Annotated in this window: 13 protein-coding genes; 7 read left to right on the plus strand and 6 right to left on the minus strand. The window is 72.9% G+C overall.

Going from position 1 to position 15,895, the window contains the following annotated elements; genetic code table 11:
• Positions 1-91 precede the first annotated feature (91 nt).
• The gene (locus KBX63_RS15735; protein ID WP_210911991.1) at positions 92-1,585 is read left to right on the plus strand and encodes an MFS transporter; all 1,494 of its coding nucleotides are present in this window, start codon (positions 92-94) and stop codon (positions 1,583-1,585) included.
• Positions 1,586-1,657: 72 nt separating this feature from the next.
• On the opposite strand, the gene leuA is transcribed toward KBX63_RS15735, so the two are convergent.
• The 3 genes from leuA to KBX63_RS15750 all read right to left on the minus strand — a co-directional run bounded on the left by leuA (position 1,658) and on the right by KBX63_RS15750 (position 5,114).
• Complete coding sequence (leuA, locus tag KBX63_RS15740; protein WP_210911992.1) at positions 1,658-3,409, minus strand: 2-isopropylmalate synthase; 1,752 nt, start codon at positions 3,407-3,409, stop codon at positions 1,658-1,660.
• 284 nt (positions 3,410-3,693) lie between these two features.
• Positions 3,694-4,245, minus strand: coding sequence for a nitroreductase family protein (locus tag KBX63_RS15745; RefSeq protein WP_210911993.1), 552 nt, complete (start codon positions 4,243-4,245; stop codon positions 3,694-3,696).
• Between the two features lie 83 nt (positions 4,246-4,328).
• The gene (locus KBX63_RS15750) at positions 4,329-5,114 is read right to left on the minus strand and encodes a hypothetical protein (protein WP_307871728.1); all 786 of its coding nucleotides are present in this window, start codon (positions 5,112-5,114) and stop codon (positions 4,329-4,331) included.
• Between the two features lie 265 nt (positions 5,115-5,379).
• Here KBX63_RS15750 and KBX63_RS15755 point away from each other — a divergent pair, with 265 nt between their 5' ends.
• Entirely contained in the window at positions 5,380-6,645 is a 1,266-nt protein-coding gene (locus KBX63_RS15755; RefSeq protein WP_210911994.1) for an aspartate kinase, read from the plus strand.
• Between the two features lie 5 nt (positions 6,646-6,650).
• Positions 6,651-7,709 (plus strand): aspartate-semialdehyde dehydrogenase, encoded by a 1,059-nt coding sequence (locus KBX63_RS15760; protein WP_210911995.1) that lies wholly within the window; start codon positions 6,651-6,653, stop codon positions 7,707-7,709.
• 144 nt (positions 7,710-7,853) lie between these two features.
• Here KBX63_RS15760 and KBX63_RS15765 read toward each other — a convergent pair whose 3' ends face one another.
• The gene (locus KBX63_RS15765) at positions 7,854-9,230 is read right to left on the minus strand and encodes a sensor domain-containing diguanylate cyclase (protein ID WP_247662486.1); all 1,377 of its coding nucleotides are present in this window, start codon (positions 9,228-9,230) and stop codon (positions 7,854-7,856) included.
• Between the two features lie 245 nt (positions 9,231-9,475).
• On the opposite strand from KBX63_RS15765, the gene KBX63_RS15770 reads away from it, so the two are divergent.
• The 3 genes from KBX63_RS15770 to KBX63_RS15780 all read left to right on the plus strand — a co-directional run bounded on the left by KBX63_RS15770 (position 9,476) and on the right by KBX63_RS15780 (position 12,938).
• On the plus strand, positions 9,476-10,255 hold the full coding sequence (locus KBX63_RS15770; protein WP_210911997.1) for a phosphodiesterase: 780 nt from the start codon (positions 9,476-9,478) through the stop codon (positions 10,253-10,255).
• 229 nt (positions 10,256-10,484) lie between these two features.
• Positions 10,485-10,934 (plus strand): hypothetical protein, encoded by a 450-nt coding sequence (locus KBX63_RS15775; protein ID WP_247662452.1) that lies wholly within the window; start codon positions 10,485-10,487, stop codon positions 10,932-10,934.
• Between the two features lie 297 nt (positions 10,935-11,231).
• A complete protein-coding gene (locus tag KBX63_RS15780; protein ID WP_210911998.1) occupies positions 11,232-12,938 on the plus strand; it encodes a bifunctional UDP-sugar hydrolase/5'-nucleotidase in 1,707 nt (568 codons plus the stop codon).
• Positions 12,939-13,107: 169 nt separating this feature from the next.
• Here KBX63_RS15780 and KBX63_RS15785 read toward each other — a convergent pair whose 3' ends face one another.
• The gene (locus KBX63_RS15785) at positions 13,108-14,391 is read right to left on the minus strand and encodes an MFS transporter (RefSeq protein ID WP_210911999.1); all 1,284 of its coding nucleotides are present in this window, start codon (positions 14,389-14,391) and stop codon (positions 13,108-13,110) included.
• Between the two features lie 166 nt (positions 14,392-14,557).
• On the opposite strand from KBX63_RS15785, the gene KBX63_RS15790 reads away from it, so the two are divergent.
• The gene (locus KBX63_RS15790; RefSeq protein WP_210912000.1) at positions 14,558-15,031 is read left to right on the plus strand and encodes a hypothetical protein; all 474 of its coding nucleotides are present in this window, start codon (positions 14,558-14,560) and stop codon (positions 15,029-15,031) included.
• Positions 15,032-15,059: 28 nt separating this feature from the next.
• Here the strand turns inward: KBX63_RS15790 and KBX63_RS15795 are convergent, their stop codons facing one another.
• Positions 15,060-15,878, minus strand: coding sequence for a class I SAM-dependent methyltransferase (locus KBX63_RS15795; RefSeq protein ID WP_210912001.1), 819 nt, complete (start codon positions 15,876-15,878; stop codon positions 15,060-15,062).
• Positions 15,879-15,895: the final 17 nt, after the last annotated feature.

The raw sequence follows: 15,895 nt of genomic DNA on the forward strand, positions 1-15,895 counted from the left end.
GCTTGCGGTCTCCCGGCGATTGCGCACAGTACCCGGGCATGGTTTCGGCGTTTCGTGGCGTCTCCCACATGCTGCAAGGAAGATTGGTGGGATGACCACACCTGCACCGGCGCCCGCACTGCGGATGGGCACCGCCGCCGGCCGGGGCACCCTGCTCGCCGCGGTGCTCGCGTCCGGCATGGTCTTCCTGGACGGCACGGTCGTCAACGTGGCGCTGCCCAAGCTCGGCCAGGACCTCGGCGCGAACGTGGCGGATCTGCAATGGACCGTCAACGGCTACCTGCTGATGCTGGCGGCGTTCGTGCTGCTCGGCGGCGCGCTCGGGGACCGTTTCGGCCGGCGGCGGGTCTTCCTGATCGGGGTGCTCTGGTTCACCGCCGCCTCGGTGCTGTGCGGGCTGGCCCAGGACACCGGCTGGCTCATCGCGGCCCGGTTCCTCCAGGGCGCCGGCGGCGCGCTGCTCACCCCCGGGTCGCTGTCGGTGCTCCAGGCCAGCTTCCACCCGGACGATCGGGGTCGGGCGATCGGTGCCTGGGCCGGGCTGTCCGGCGTGTCCACCGCGCTGGGTCCGTTCATCGGTGGCTGGCTGATCGACGCGTTGTCCTGGCGGTGGATCTTCTTCCTCAACCTGCCGATCGCCGTGCTGGTGGTGTTGGCCGCCCTGCGCTGGGTGCCGGAGAGCCGGGACGAGAACGCCTCCCGGACCGAGGGGCCGGGCCGGACCCGACGCCGGTTCGACGTGGCCGGCACGCTGCTCGGCGCGCTCGCGCTCGCCGGCGTCACGTACGCCCTGATCGACGCGCCGGCGCGTGGCTTCGACTCGGCGCCGGTGGTGGTCGCGGCACTGGTCGGGGTGCTGGCCGCGGTGACCTTCGTGCTGCTGGAACGGCGGCGCGGCGACAGCGCGATGCTGCCCACCGGGCTGTTCCGCAGCCGGCTCTTCTCGGTGCTGAACATCTTCACCGTCGTGGTCTACGCCGCGCTCGGCGGCTTCACCTTCTTCTTCGCCGTCTACCTGCAGAACGTGGTCGAGTGGTCGGCGTTCCGCACCGGGATCGCGCTGCTGCCGATGACGGTGCTGCTGCTGATCGGGTCGGCCCGGGCCGGCGCGCTGTCGGCGCGGATCGGCCCGCGGCTGCCGCTGGCCGTCGGGCCGGTGGTGGCGGCCGCCGGTCTGCTGCTGCTGCTTGGCGTCGGCCCGGGCGCGTCGTACTGGTGGGACGTGCTGCCCGGGGTGCTGCTCTTCGGCCTCGGGCTGACCCTGGTGGTGGCGCCGTTGACCGCGTCGGTGCTGGCCGCGGTGGAGGACCGGTTCTCCGGCGTGGCCAGCGGCTTCAACAACGCCGCGTCCCGGGCCGGCGGCCTGCTCGCGGTGGCCTCACTGCCGCTGCTGGTCGGCCTCTCCGGCGCTGGGTACGAGCAGAAGGCCGAGCTGACGCACGCGTTCCGGGGCGCGATGGTCTGGTGCGCCGGCCTGCTGCTGGCCGGCGCGGTGCTGGCCCTCGTCCTGGTCCACCGACCGCCCCGCTCGGCCCCGCCGTCGCAGCCCTGCCACTCGCTGCCCGTCGCCACACCCCCGAAGTAAGGAAGGGCCCCTTATCAACGCCAGGCGTTGATAAGGGGCCCTTCCTTTCACACGGGCGTCGGGAGCTTGCGGTCAGCTGCGGGCGCGGTTGACGGCGCTGGTGACCGCCTTGATCGAGGCGGTGACGATGTTGGCGTCGGTGCCCACGCCCCAGACCGCCCGGCCGTCCACCTCGCACTCCACGTACGCGGCGGCCTGCGCGTCCCCGCCGGAGGAGAGTGCGTGCTCGTGGTAGTCGAGCACCCGGACGCCCACCCCGACCGACTGGAGCGCGTTGACGTACGCGTCGATCGGGCCGTTGCCGACGGCGGACAGCGACCGCTGCTCGGCGCCCACGCCGACCTGGGCCTCGATCTCGACCTTGCCGTCGGTGGTGCCGATCGTGTACCCGGCCAGCCGCACGGCCGGGTCGGGCTGGTGGTCGAGCAGGTAGTGCGTCGCGAAGATCTCCCACATGGCGGCCGGGTCGACCTCACCGCCGTCGTGGTCGGTGACCTGCTGCACCACGCCGGAGAACTCGATCTGGAGCCGGCGGGGCAGGTCCAGCTGGTGCTCGCTCTTCATGATGTACGCGACGCCGCCCTTGCCGGACTGCGAGTTGACCCGGATGACCGCCTCGTAGGTGCGGCCCAGGTCCTTCGGGTCGATCGGCAGGTACGGCACCGCCCAGGTGTGCTCGTCCACCGGTACGCCGGCAGCCACCGCGTCGGCGGTGAGGGCGTCGAAGCCCTTCTTGATCGCGTCCTGGTGGGAGCCGGAGAAGGCGGTGTAGACCAGGTCGCCGGCGTACGGGTGGCGTTCGTGCACCGGCAGCTGGTTGCAGTACTCGACGGCCCGCCGGACCTCGTCGATGTTCGAGAAGTCGATCATCGGGTCGATGCCCTGGGAGAAGAGGTTGAGCCCCAGCGTCACCAGGTCCACGTTGCCGGTGCGCTCGCCGTTGCCGAACAGGCAGCCCTCGATCCGGTCCGCACCGGCGAGCAGGCCCAGCTCGGCGGCGGCCACGCCGGTGCCCCGGTCGTTGTGCGGGTGCAGGCTGAGCACCAGGCTGTCCCGGCGCGGCAGGTGCCGGTGCATCCATTCGATCGAGTCGGCGTACACGTTCGGCGTCGCCATCTCGACGGTGGCCGGCAGGTTGATGATCAGCTTCCGGTCGGGCGTCGGGTCGATCACGTCGATCACCCGGGCGCAGACCTCCACCGCGTACTCCAGCTCGGTGCCCGTGTACGACTCCGGCGAGTACTCGTAGTGGATGTCGGTGTCCGGGGTGTGGATCTCGGCGTACTTCTGGCAGAGCCGTGCGCCGGAGGTGGCGATGTCGGTGATGCCGTCCCGGTCCAGGCCGAAGACCACCCGACGCTGGAGGGTGGAGGTCGAGTTGTAGAAGTGCACGATCGCCCGCTTCGCCCCGCGCAGCGACTCGAACGTGCGCTCGATCAGGTGCTCCCGGCACTGGGTGAGCACCTGGATGGTGACGTCGTCCGGGATCATGTCCTGCTCGATGAGCTGCCGGACGAAGTCGAAGTCGGTCTGGCTGGCCGACGGGAAGCCGACCTCGATCTCCTTGTAGCCCATCTGGACCAGCAGCTGGAACATCCGGCGCTTGCGCTCGGGCGACATCGGGTCGATCAGCGCCTGGTTGCCGTCCCGCAGGTCCACGGCGCACCAGCGAGGCGCGGCGTCGACGTGCCGGGTGGGCCAGCTGCGGTCCGGCAGGTCGACCCGGAACTGTTCGCGGTAGGGCTGGTAGCGGTGGTACGGCATCCGGCTCGGCCGTTGCCGGGCGATCGGATCGGTCTCAGCGTCGGTGGCAGGTTGAGCCATCTCAGAGTGCTCCCGTGGTCACGTGGCGTTCAGCAATCGGACGGAGTCGGCGTCACTGCCGGTGCGTCGTTGCCCGGCGGGCCGAGGTGTGCTGCGTGCTGATGGGCGGCGCGGTCCGACTCCGCGACGAGGTGCCGGCCGTCAGGCCTCGTCGCGGCGACCAAGGAGGAGGTGCGCCTGCCACATGACAGGGTGACCCTACGTGATGGGATCAGGTCTGGGAAGGTCGGTCCGGAGTGTGGGACGGACTTCACGCGTACATCGACCGTCGACCCGGGCACGGGTCAGCCGAGCAGCAGGTCGGCCAGGGGTCGGCGGCGGCGTAGGCCGGTCTCCTCGGCGACCAGGTCGGCCGGGAGGCTGAGCGGGTCGCCGAGCTTCCCGACGGCGACCACCGCGTACGGCCGCACGCCGGGCGGCAGTTGCAGGTCGGCGGCGAGGCCGACGCGGTCCACGGTCAGCACCTGGCGCACGTGCAGCCCGAGCGCGGTGGCCTGCACGGTGAGGTGGGCGACCGCCTGTCCCAGGTCGTACGCGACCCCGTCCGCCGGTGCGGCGTCCGGCTCGGCGTCGGTGTCGACGTGCGCGGCGAGCAGTAGCGCGGCGGCCCGGTGGGCCCAGCGCTGGTCGCGTTCGAGCAGGTTGACCAGGATCCGCTTCCAGGTCTCGTCGTCACGGTGACCGAGAGTGAACCGCCAGGGCTGGCGATTGCGCAGGGACGGTGCCCAGCGGGCCGCCTCCAGCAGCGAGGCCGCCTCGGCCTCACCCAGCTCCTCGGTCGGGTCGAAGGCCAGCGGGCTCCAGCGGTAGGCGAGCAGGGGGGTGAGGTCGGTCATACGAGGATCGTCCTGTATGGGTGATTCGCCCTCAGCTCGGGGCTGTCTAAATGTGGGCAAACGCACCCGTAACGGGATGAAGATCAGGGCGTTCCCGCGCTCGGGCTGCTCGACGGGTCGGGTGTCGGCGGAGCTGCGGTGTCGAGCGGCTCCTCGTCCACCACGGGCCCGGCGAGCTGCACGGTGGCCGGCGCCGGACCGGGCGGAGCCGCGAGCTTCAGCGTCCCGGTCGCCGTCCGCACGCCGGTCGGCGTGCCGTCCCGGTCGTAGCAGTAGATGCCGACGTCCAACGGGGCGTTGAGCGAGGCGGACGTGGAGTCCACCGAGTAGCAGGTGCCGGTGAGGCCCTTGGGCGTTTCGGCCGGAGCGACCGCGAGCGGCGCGCGGCGGTCGGTGAGCACGTCCAGCCAGTCGGTGAGCGGGTGCTGGATCCGGGGGTCCAGCCGGCGGGGGAGCGCGTCGTCACGCTCACCGAGGCGTACGCAGCGCGCCGGCTCCGGCCGGCCGGCCGACGGCAGGGCGCACTGGAACAGCCCGTCGGCGGTAGCGGCCAGCGAGACGTCGGCGGTGCCCCCCAGCGCGCCACCCGGCACGTCGACCCGCCAGCTGCCGTCGTTCGCGCTGGTGAACACGATGGTGCGGTCCGGTTGGTCGGCGCGGCTGAACACGTACTGCGCCACCAGGTGGCGGTCCTGGGCCGCAGCGGCGAGCGCGGCCAACTCGTCCCGGGTCGCGTCGACCTCTACTGGGCCGGGATCGGTCGGTGGCGGGGGCGAGGGCTGCTCGCTGGTGCAGGCGACCAGGAGCGCCGGCAGGGCGAACACGAGCGGCCCGAGCACGCGGCCGGCCGAGCGGATGAGGACGGGCACCGACCCATTCTGGTGGGTGCCGGCGGCCGGCGGGGCCCCCGTACCCGGCTCGCCCCGGCGTGTCGGGCCCGGCCGCCCCGGCGTACCGCCCGACCTCGCGGACGGGGCCGCCCGCGCTGCCCCCGGCCCGGTCGGGCCGGATGGTGGGATCACCCGACCCGGCGCCGCGACCCGCCGGATACCCTCAAGGGGTCTGACACGCGCCGCCGGCCCCGGTGCCGGCGGCGTCGGCACGCTCAGGGTCACTGGGAGGGAGTGCACCGTCGTGGCACTCGTGGTGCAGAAGTACGGCGGGTCCTCCGTCGGCAATGCCGAGCGCATCAAGCGGGTGGCCGAGCGCATCGTCGCCGCCCGCAAGGCCGGCGACGACGTGGTGGTGGTGGTCTCCGCGATGGGGGACACCACCGACGAGCTGCTCGACCTGGCCAATCAGGTCAGCCCGCTGCCACCGGGCCGCGAGCTGGACATGCTGCTCACCGCCGGGGAGCGGATCTCCATGGCGCTGCTGGCCATGGCCATCCACAACCTGGGGTACGAGGCCCGCTCGTTCACCGGCTCGCAGGCCGGCGTGATCACCACCTCGGTGCACGGCCGCGCGCGGATCATCGACGTCACGCCCGGGCGGCTCAAGGGCGCGCTCGACGAGGGCTCGGTGGTCATCGTGGCTGGCTTCCAGGGTGTCTCGCAGGACACCAAGGACGTCACCACGCTGGGCCGGGGCGGTTCCGACACCACGGCCGTCGCGCTCGCCGCCGCGCTGTACGCCGACGTCTGCGAGATCTACACCGACGTCGACGGCATCTTCACCGCCGACCCGCGGATCGTGCCCAACGCCCGGCACATCCGGCAGATCACGTACGAGGAGATGCTGGAGCTGGCCGCGTGCGGCGCGAAGGTTCTGCACCTGCGTAGCGTGGAGTACGCCCGGCGGGCCGGGTTGCCGATCCACGTCCGTTCGTCATACTCGACCAACACCGGCACGATGGTCACCGGATCGATGGAGGACCTTTCCGTGGAGCAGGCACTGATCACCGGGGTGGCGCACGACCGCAGCGAGGCCAAGATCACGATCGTCGGGGTGCCCGACGAGCCGGGTGCCGCCGCGCGGATCTTCGACACGGTCGCCGGCGCCGAGATCAACATCGACATGATCGTGCAGAACGTCTCCACCGAGGGCACCGGCCGGACGGACATCTCGTTCACCCTGCCCAAGACCGACGGCCCGACCGCGATGGCCGCGCTCAGCAAGATCCAGGAGTCGGTCAAGTTCAAGGGCCTGCTCTACGACGACCACGTCGGCAAGGTCTCGCTGATCGGCGCCGGCATGCGCTCGCACCCCGGTGTGGCCGCCGGCTTCTTCGCCGCGCTCGGCGCGGCCGGGGTCAACATCGAGATGATCTCCACTTCCGAGATCCGGGTCTCCGTGGTCTGCCGGGACACCGACCTCGACGCCGCGGTCCGCGCCATCCACGACGCGTTCGAGCTGGGCGGCGACACCGAAGCCGTGGTCTACGCGGGGACGGGTAGGTAGCGCCGATGACGGCGCTGCCCACCCTCGCCGTGGTCGGAGCGACCGGTGCCGTCGGCACTGTGATGTGTGAGCTGCTCACCGGGCGTCGCAACGTCTGGGGTGAGATCCGGCTGCTCGCCTCGGAGCGTTCGGTCGGGCGGCGGGTGCGCTGCCGGGGCGAGGAACTCGTCGTCCAGGCGGTGACCCCGGAGGCGTTCGACGGCGTCGACGTGGCGATGTTCGACGTACCCGACGAGGTCTCCGCCGAGTGGGCGCCGGTCGCCGTCGCCCGTGGCGCGATCGTGGTCGACAACTCCGGTGCCTTCCGCATGGACCGGGACGTTCCGCTGGTGGTCCCGGAGATCAACCCGGAGCAGGTCCGCAACCGGCCCCGGGGCATCATCGCGAACGCCAACTGCACCACCCTCGCGATGATCGTGGCGGTGGCCCCGCTGCACCGCGAGTACGGCCTGCGGGAGCTGGTGCTCGCCTCCTACCAGGCGGTGTCCGGGTCCGGTCAGGCCGGCGTGGACATCCTGCACGACCAGCTCGCCAAGGTCGCCGGAGGCCGCGGGCTCGGCTCGCGGACCGGTGACGTGCGGCAGGCGGTCGGCGACGACCTCGGCCCGTTCCCGGCGCCGCTGGCGCTCAACGTCGTGCCGTGGGCCGGCTCGCCGGCCGACGGTGGCTGGTCGTCCGAGGAGATGAAGGTCCGCAACGAGTCGCGGAAGATTCTCGGCCTGCCCGACCTGAAGGTCTCCGCCACCTGTGTCCGGGTGCCGGTGGTCACCGGCCACTCGGTGGCCGTGCACGCGGTCTTCGCCACCGAGGTCGACGCCGAGGGCGCTCGCGAGGCGTTGCGCAACGCACCCGGGGTGATCCTGGTCGACGACCCCGCCGCAGGTGAGTTCCCGATGCCGATCGACGCGGTCGGCACCGACCCGTCCTGGGTCGGCCGGATCCGCCGCGCCCTCGACGACCCGCGCGCCCTCGACCTCTTCATCACCGGCGACAACCTGCGCAAGGGCTCCGCCCTGAACACCGCCCAGATCGCCGAACTCCTAGCCAAGGACCTGACCGCCTGACCCTCCCTCCCTCCCTCCCTCCCTCCCTCCGGCCGCCCCGTCGATCTAGGGCATATCGTCGCGAGTTGATCTCCTGGCGCAGCGATATGCCCTAGATCGACGCGGGCTGGGCGCGGACGGTGGAGGGCGGGGGCGTTGGGCGGGTTAGGCGGCGGCCAGGTGGACGCCGTCCCTTCCCTGGCGCTTTACCGCGTAGAGGGCCTGGTCGGCGCGGCGGAGGGTGAGGTCGGGAGACTCGCCTGGACGGGGCAGCGCGACACCCACGCTGATCGTGCGGCCGGTGCGCCGAGCCGCCTCGGTCAGCCGCTCGGCGATCCGGACCGCCTCCTCCGGGCGGCTCACCTCGATCACCGCGACGAACTCGTCTCCGCCGATCCGGTACAGCTCGTCGCCGTGCCGCAGCGCCCCCTCCAGCGCCCGGGCCAGCCCGACCAGCACCCGGTCGCCGGCCTGGTGGCCGTACGTGTCGTTGACGGTCTTGAAACCGTCCACGTCGATCGCGAGCAGGGCTGTACGGCCCGGGGTGGCTGCCGCGATCCGCTGCCCGAACGGGCCGGTGTGCCGCAGCCCGGTCAGCGGGTCGGAGCTGGCCTGTTCCCGAAGCCGGGCCAGCGTGCGCAGCCGGTCCAGGCTGGTCCAGGCCTGCCCGGCGAGCAGCTCCATCAGGCTGACCGTGGTCGGATCGGGGCGCAGCAGCCGCTCGTCGGCGACCAGCAGCACCCCGCCCGCGTCCACCGGTCCGACGGGAACGGCGACCAGCGTGCGCACCCCGGCCCGGGTCAACGGCCGGTAGTCCTCGGTAGGCGGCTGATCCGCCTCGCCCAGCGTGTAGCCGGCGCCGTACCGGTGCGCCCGATCGAGCATCCGACCGAGCGCCGCCGGACCCGCCTCGGTCAGCTCGGCGCGGATCCGGGTCTCCAGCTCGCCCGGGACCAGCGGCGACGGCCCCAGCAGAGCACCCTCCGGGCCGGCGATCAGCAGCACCGCCGTGGAGAGGGTGGAGACCTCCCGAGCGGCGCAGCTCGCCGCGCCCATCAGATCCCACTCGGTCGGCGCGGAGGACACCGCGGCGGCATGCCGGAGCAGCTTCTCGCTGCGGCTCTCCGCCGGCGGGCCGCCGAGCGCGACGATCCGCGCGCCGAGTCGGGCGGCCAGCCGCTGCGCGGTCTCCCGCCACGGCTCCAGGTCGACCGGCCCGCTCCACTGGAGGTCGAGCACGCCGATCGCCCGGCCGGACCGATCCAGCACGGGCACGCACAGCTCCGCGGTCACGTCGGGGCGTATCGGCAGGTAGTCCGGGTCGGCGGTGACATCCGGGACGACGGCCGCGGCGCCGGTCGCGTACACCCGGCCGACGATCCCGGTCTCCGGCGGCACGGTGGCGAAGACCTGCCATGCGCCGGTCGCCGCGACGCAGCGCAGCCGGTCGTGGACCTGGAGCAGCACGGAGATGGTCGCCGGGGTGTAGCGGGACAGCGCGGTGACCGTCCACCGGCAGGCCTCTTGCGCGCTCGACGCCATCGGCAGGCGGACGGTGACGTCACGGACGACTCGCTGATGATCCACTCGCACGTCGTTCCAGGTAGGGGAGGGGCCGGCCGGCGCCAGGCCACACGATCAAGCGTACTCACGGCCGGCCGGGGTCGGCCGGGCTTCGTACACATGTGCCATCCACAGGCTGTGGACACAGCCTGTGGGCGGCGCGGGTCCCCGGACGGTGCCGGCCGGCGATAGCGTGGAGCTTCCGGCACCGAGGAGGCGAACCGATGCTCATCGCCCAGCTCAGTGACCCCCACCTGACCACCGGCGTGCTCGCCGCGGAGCCGGCCGCCGGGCTGCACCGCGCGCTCGGCCGGGTGCTGGCGCTGCGGCCCCGACCGGACTGCGTGGTGATCACCGGCGACCTGGTCGACCACGGCCGGCCCGACGAGTACGCGGCGCTGCGCGAGCTGATCGGCCGGTTCCCGCTGCCGGTGCACCTGGTCGCCGGTAATCACGACGACCGGGAGTCCCTGCTCGACGCCTTCGGCGGTACGCCCTGGCTCGGCGGCGGATTCTCCGCCTACTACCACGTCGACCACGAAGCGGCGACCGTCGTGGTGCTCGATTCGCTCATCCCCGGCAGCGACGGCGGCCAGCTCGGCGAGGAGCAGCTCGGCTGGCTCGACGGCGTGCTGGCCGGGCGGCCCGAGGTGCCCGCGATGGTCTGCCTGCACCACCCGCCGGTCGCGGTCGGCATCCCGGCGGCCGACGCCATCCGGCTCGCCGACGGGGACGCGCTGGCCGAGGTGATCGGTCGGCACCGGCACGTCGTGCGGGTCGCCGCCGGGCACCTGCACCGCCCGGTCACCACGGGGTACGCCGGCACCGTGCTCACCGTGGCGCCCAGCACCTGGCGGCAGAGCACGCTCACCATGAGCGCCGACGAGCTGATCGGCTGGGTCGCCGAGCCGAACGCCTTCCTGCTGCACGCGGTCGAGCCGGGCGGCTGCGTGACGCACACGGTGCAGGTCAGCCACTCCGCCGGCCAGACGTGCGGCTTCTGAGGACGCCTCCGGTCGTGGTCGACACCGAAGAGCGGCTGGTCTGGTACGTCGCGTACGGCTCGAACATGCACGCCGCCCGGCCGGCGTGGTACATCGGCGGCGGCTGCCCGCCCGGTGGGCGGCGGACCTACCCGGGCTGCCGGGACCGCCGTCCACCGAGCCGGTCGGTGCCGGTGTCGCTGCCCGGCGGGATCTACTTCGCCGGCGAGTCGGGCGCCTGGACCGGCGGATGGCGTTCCACGACCCGCAGCTGCCGGGCGTGGCCGCTGCCCGCGCGTACCTGGTCACCCTCGAGCAGTTCACCGACATCGCGGCGCAGGAGATGTACCAGCCAGCAGGTCACGCCGACCTGATCGCGGCGACCGGCGCGGCGATCGACGCGGCCGTCGCCGACGGACGGGCCACGCTCGGCCCGGGGCGCTACGAGACGCTGGTCTGCCCGGGCCGCCGCGCGGGAGCGCCGATGCTCACCTTCACCGCGCCGGAGCCGGCGTCCGCCGTGCACTGCCGGCCGCCGGCGCCGGTCTACCTCAGCATGATCGCGCGAGGGCTGCACCAGTCGCACGGCTGGCCGGCCGAGCGGATCGCCGGCTACCTGGCGCAGCGCCCCGGGGTCACGGACTGCTGGCCGCCCGAGGCCGTCGCGGCGCTGGTAACCGAGGCACTCGTCGCCGGCTGACCGCCACAGCACGATGATCGCGTCCTTTCCGGACCTTGCGTCCGACCATGCCCGGCGGACGCCCGTCAACCGACGGTCAGGTCGGCCCACCCGGCCGCCGCCCCCCGGCCGTCCGGTGTATCCGCAGCTCTGATGTGCTGCCCGGGTCGACCGGTGGCCGTCTGGATGAGAGGCTGTCCGGGCGGGCGGCGATCCCAACCGCCGGCATCCGCGATCGACCCTTCCGACGGCGTCGGTCGGCGGCCCGGTCGACCCACAGTCCAGGCACCGCACGCGCCGATTCTCATGAGGAGTTCCATGTCCATCCCCGGGATGCGTCGGGCCGCCGTCGGCCTGACCGCACTCGCGCTGGCCGCGTTCGGCGCGGTCGCCACCTCCCCCGAGCAGGCCGAGGCGGGACCGAAGCCGGTCGACGTCACCCTGCTGGCCCTCAACGACTTCCACGGCAACCTCGAACCGCCGAGCGGGTCCAGCGGCACCATCGCCGGGCAGGCCGCGGGCGGTGTCGAGTTCCTGGCGACCCACCTGGCCGAGCTGCGTGCCGCCGCCAAGAAGAAGAACACCATCACCGTCGCCGCCGGTGACCTGATCGGCGCGTCTCCGCTGCTCTCCGCGGCGTTCCACGACGAGCCGACCATCGAGGCACTGAGCATGGCCGGCCTGGACTACGCCAGCGTCGGCAACCACGAGTTCGACGAGGGCGCCGCCGAGCTGCTGCGGATCCAGAACGGCGGCTGCCACCCGGTGGACGGCTGCGCCGACGGCACCCCGTACCGGGGCGCGGGCTTCCAGTACCTGTCCGCGAACGCCTTCAAGACCGCGACCGGCAAGCCGCTGATGGCGCCGTACGCGATCCACAAGGTGCAGGGCGTCAAGGTCGGCTTCATCGGGATGACCCTGGAGGGCACCCCGGAGGTCGTCAGCCAGCAGGGCGTCGCCGGCCTCACCTTCGCCGACGAGGCGGTCACCGCCAACCGGTACGCCCGCGAGCTGCGCCGCAAGGGCGTGGAGACGATCGTCGTCCTGCTGCACGAGGGCGGCACCCAGGCCGCGACCGGCGGCATCAACGACTGCGTCGGCATGACCGGCCCCATCGTGGACATCGCCAACCGGATGGACCCGTCGATCGACGTGGTGGTCAGCGGGCACACGCACCAGGCGTACAACTGCGACATCAACGGCAAGCTGGTCACCAGCGCCAGCTCGTTCGGTCGCCTGGTCACCGACATCGATCTCAAGATCGACCGTCGGAGCGGGGACGTGATCTCCGCCGGGGCGAACAACGTCGTGGTCACCCGGGACGTCGCCAAGGACCCGAAGCAGACCGCTCTGATCGACCGGTACAAGACGGTGCTCGGCCCGGTCGCCGACCGTCAGGTCGGCGAGACCACCGAGGCGATCACCCGTAGCCAGGAGACCCTCTTCGGTACGACCATGGGCGAGTCCCCGCTGGGCAACGTGATCGCCGACGCGCAGCTCGCCGCCACCGACGACGAGCAGGGCGCGGTCGCCGCGTTCATGAACCCGGGCGGGGTCCGGGCCGACCTCGACGCCGGCCCGGTCACCTATGAGGAGGCGTTCACGGTGCAGCCGTTCGCCAACAACCTGGTGACGCTCGACCTGACCGGCGCCCAGCTCTACTGCGTCCTGGAGCAGCAGTTCGTCACCGGCCGCACGCTGTACCCGTCCGCGACGGTCGGCTACGTGGTCGACCCGGCCGGCACCACCGGCACTGCCGCCGACCCGTGCGCCGGCACCCGCGTCGCCCGGGGCAGCCTCACCTTCGGCGGCACCGCGGTCGACACCGCCGCCACCTACCGGGTGACGGTGAACAACTTCCTGGCCGGCGGCGGCGACGGGTTCAGCGCCCTCACCGGCGGCACGGACCTGGTCACCGGCCAGATCGACCTGGACGCGTTCGTGGCGTACCTGACCGCGCAGTCGCCGGTCTCGGCTCCGACGCTGGACCGGATCCGCACCACCGCCGAGGTCCCCGCCGCCTGACGGACGACCCCGCGACGACCGGGCCCCGGAGCACCCGCTCCGGGGCCCGACCCGTCCCGGCACACGTCGCACCGCCGCCGAGGCCGCCACCAACGCTTGTCGCCGCGCGGGCGCGGGGCGAAGCGGGGTGGGGCGGGGCCGGGGAGGGGTGGCGGCGGCGCGGGTGCGTTCAGGCGTGTGCGGGTGCCGGCTCGGGGGAGGTCGAGCCGGTCGTCACCCGGCCGTCCTGCTCGGCGGTGAGCAGCCGGCGCAGGGAGAGCGCCACCAGCGAGGCGACCAGGCAGCCGCCGACCACGACGGCCACCCAGACCATGCCGTTGGCGGCGCCGATGAGCGGGCCGGCGGTCACCGGACCGATCACGCCACTGACCCCGAAGATCATTGAACTCATGGCGTTGTACCGGCCGCGCAGCTCGTCGGTGGCCAGGGCGTTGGTCAGCGCCGGCATCACCGGCGACAGCATCGTCTCGCCGAAGCCGAAGATCGCCGAGCAGGCCACCACGCACAGGGCGGCCACCAGGGCGCTCTCCGTGCTGACCAGGCCGGCCGCGCCGAGGACCAACCAGGCGGTGGCGAACACCGCGCCGACCACCGCGAGCGCGGCGGTGCGGCTGCGCCCCTCGATCCGGCGGATCACCAGCAGCTGGGCGAGCACGATCATCACGGTGTTGGCCGCGAGCGCCCAGGCCACCACCCGGGGGTTGACCTCGGCGACCCGCACGGCGTACGCGGCGAAGCCCACCTCGATCTGGGCGTACCCGCAGGTGGTGAGGACCAGGCCGAAGATCACCAGCCGGCGGAACGGGCGGTCACGGAGCACGGTCAGGTAGCCGCCGGGCGACGGCTCGTCGCCGGACCGACGCTGGCCGAGCCGGTGCCCGACGCCCGGCAGGGTGAGCAGGATCAGCGCCGGCATCAGGTAGCTGATCGCGTCCAGCAGGTAGATCACCTGGAAGGTGGCGGGTCGGCCGGTGTCGATGATCGCGCCGGAGGTCATGCCGCCGATGCCGATACCGAGGTTGAGCAGGGCGAAGTTCAGCCCGAAGACACGCTGCCGCTCGTCGTCGTCGGTCAACGAGGCGAGGATCGTGTTCTGCCCGGACCAGATCGCCGAGCTGCCGATGGCGACCACCGTCATCACCAGCAGCGCCGAGCCGGTCGAGTGGACCAGCCCCAGCGAGCCGGTGCCCACCGCCTCGATCAGCAGGCACGGCACCACCACCCGGCGCGCGCCGAACCGGTCGATCAGCGTCCCGCCCAGCGGCGAGAGTGCCAGGGTGACCGCGCCGTACCAGCCGATCACCAGGCCGGCGCGGGTGTCGGTGAGCCCCCGCACGTCGGTCAGGTAGATGAACAGGAACGGCAGGGTCAGCCCGCGCCCGATCGCCGACAGCAGGGTGCCGATGAGGAGCCGGCGAGCTTCCGAACGGCGGGGGAGGGAGCGACGCAGCATGTCCGGCATTCTGTTCGCCGGGTGTGACGATTGGCGAACCGATTACCGCCCCGCCGCGCGCCCATCGACGGGTCCGTGACGGCTCCCACGACGCGGCCATCCAGCCCGGCGTCCCGCCCGGTCGGTGGGCGCGCCGGGTGTCGGTGCGCTCTGCCATGCTGGCCCGGTGAGCGTGACCTGGCGACACCTGCCCGCACCGGCCCGTGAGATCGCCGTCGCCGCCGGCGAGGCCGTCGCCGCCGTACAGCAGCGCGACCCCACTGCGTACGAGCCGGCCGTGGATCGGCTCAGCGCTGCCGACCGGTCCGGTCTGGTGCTCGGCGCGGCGGTCCGGCTGCTGTTGGAGGAGACACATCCGGACGGGCTGGACGGCGACGACGTCCGCCAGGTGCTGGAGGGCTCTGTTCGCTCGGCCGCCGGCTGGCTTCCGGAGGTCGATCCGCACGTGGTGCTGGTGCTGCTCGCCGGGGCGCTCGGTGTGTACGACCCGGGCGACGACGACAACCCGCCGGGCCCGGCGGCGGTGGCCCGGCACGCCCCGCTGCTCGTCGCCGACCTGGTGTCGGCCGCCGGCCGGCCGCTCGACGGCTATCTGGCCACCGCGTTCGCCGAGATCGAGCGCACCGAACGGCAGGACTGACGCCACGCCCGGTGCGCTCCGCCTCGGCTCATGCCGGCGTCCGCTGCGCCACCACCTCCAGGTACTCCGCCGCGATCCGTACCGTGCCGTCGCTGGCGTGGTTGTGCGTCCGGGCCAGCTCCACCAGGTCGGCGTGCAGTTGCGGGCGCCGCTCCTCGGGCAGCGCCTCGAACGCCTTCAGCGTCGGCCCGTAGTTGGCCCGGAAGAAGTCGGCGAACTCCTCCGGCGTGCCGAACCGGAAGACGAACTCACGGCGTACCGTCCGCATCTCCCCCACGGACCCGCCCAGCAGCTCGCGGAGCCGGCCCTCGTCGCCCCACTGGACCGGCGGGCGGAGCCCGGCCGGCGGCGGCACGTGCCGCCCGACCGTGCGGAACAGTTCGCCGATGAACCCCTGGGGCGTCCACGACGCCAACGCCACCATGCCGCCGGATCGGCAGACCCGGAGCAGCTCGGCAGCCGCCCGCTCCTGGTCCGGCGCGAACATCACGCCGACGACGGAGAGCACCGCGTCGAAGGAGCCGTCGGGGTACGCCAACCGCTCCGCGTCGCCGGTGACGAAGGTGACCGGCAGCCGCTCCGCCGCCGCCCGGGCGTGGCCGCGCTCCAGCAGTTCGGGTACGTAGTCGACGCCGGTCACCACGCAGCCGCAGCGGGCGGCGGCGATGGCGGCGTTGCCGGTCCCGGTCGCCACGTCCAGCACGCGGGCGCCGGCCGGCAGGTCGGCCGCCGCCACCAGCCACTCCGCGATCGGGTGGATGAGCGCCGCGACCGCGCCGTAGTCGCCGCTGGCCCAGGTCACCTGCTGGCGCGCCTTCACGGCGCTGAGATCGAGTGCGATGGTCATGGGTGGTCCCCCTCGGA

It is taken from the genome of Micromonospora sp. U21, from assembly GCF_018070045.1.
Taxonomy (GTDB): Bacteria; Actinomycetota; Actinomycetes; order Mycobacteriales; family Micromonosporaceae; genus Micromonospora.

What these genes read in the sequence shown, in the direction of transcription:
- KBX63_RS15735 (WP_210911991.1), top strand. Translation starts at nt 92, where the DNA reads ATGACCACACCTGCACCGGCGCCCGCACTGCGGATGGGCACCGCCGCC.
- leuA (WP_210911992.1), bottom strand. Translation starts at nt 3,409, where the DNA reads ATGGCTCAACCTGCCACCGACGCTGAGACCGATCCGATCGCCCGGCAA.
- KBX63_RS15745 (WP_210911993.1), bottom strand. Translation starts at nt 4,245, where the DNA reads ATGACCGACCTCACCCCCCTGCTCGCCTACCGCTGGAGCCCGCTGGCC.
- KBX63_RS15760 (WP_210911995.1), top strand. Translation starts at nt 6,651, where the DNA reads ATGACGGCGCTGCCCACCCTCGCCGTGGTCGGAGCGACCGGTGCCGTC.
- KBX63_RS15765 (WP_247662486.1), bottom strand. Translation starts at nt 9,230, where the DNA reads ATGGCGTCGAGCGCGCAAGAGGCCTGCCGGTGGACGGTCACCGCGCTG.
- KBX63_RS15770 (WP_210911997.1), top strand. Translation starts at nt 9,476, where the DNA reads ATGCTCATCGCCCAGCTCAGTGACCCCCACCTGACCACCGGCGTGCTC.
- KBX63_RS15775 (WP_247662452.1), top strand. Translation starts at nt 10,485, where the DNA reads ATGGCGTTCCACGACCCGCAGCTGCCGGGCGTGGCCGCTGCCCGCGCG.
- KBX63_RS15780 (WP_210911998.1), top strand. Translation starts at nt 11,232, where the DNA reads ATGTCCATCCCCGGGATGCGTCGGGCCGCCGTCGGCCTGACCGCACTC.
- KBX63_RS15785 (WP_210911999.1), bottom strand. Translation starts at nt 14,391, where the DNA reads ATGCTGCGTCGCTCCCTCCCCCGCCGTTCGGAAGCTCGCCGGCTCCTC.
- KBX63_RS15795 (WP_210912001.1), bottom strand. Translation starts at nt 15,878, where the DNA reads ATGACCATCGCACTCGATCTCAGCGCCGTGAAGGCGCGCCAGCAGGTG.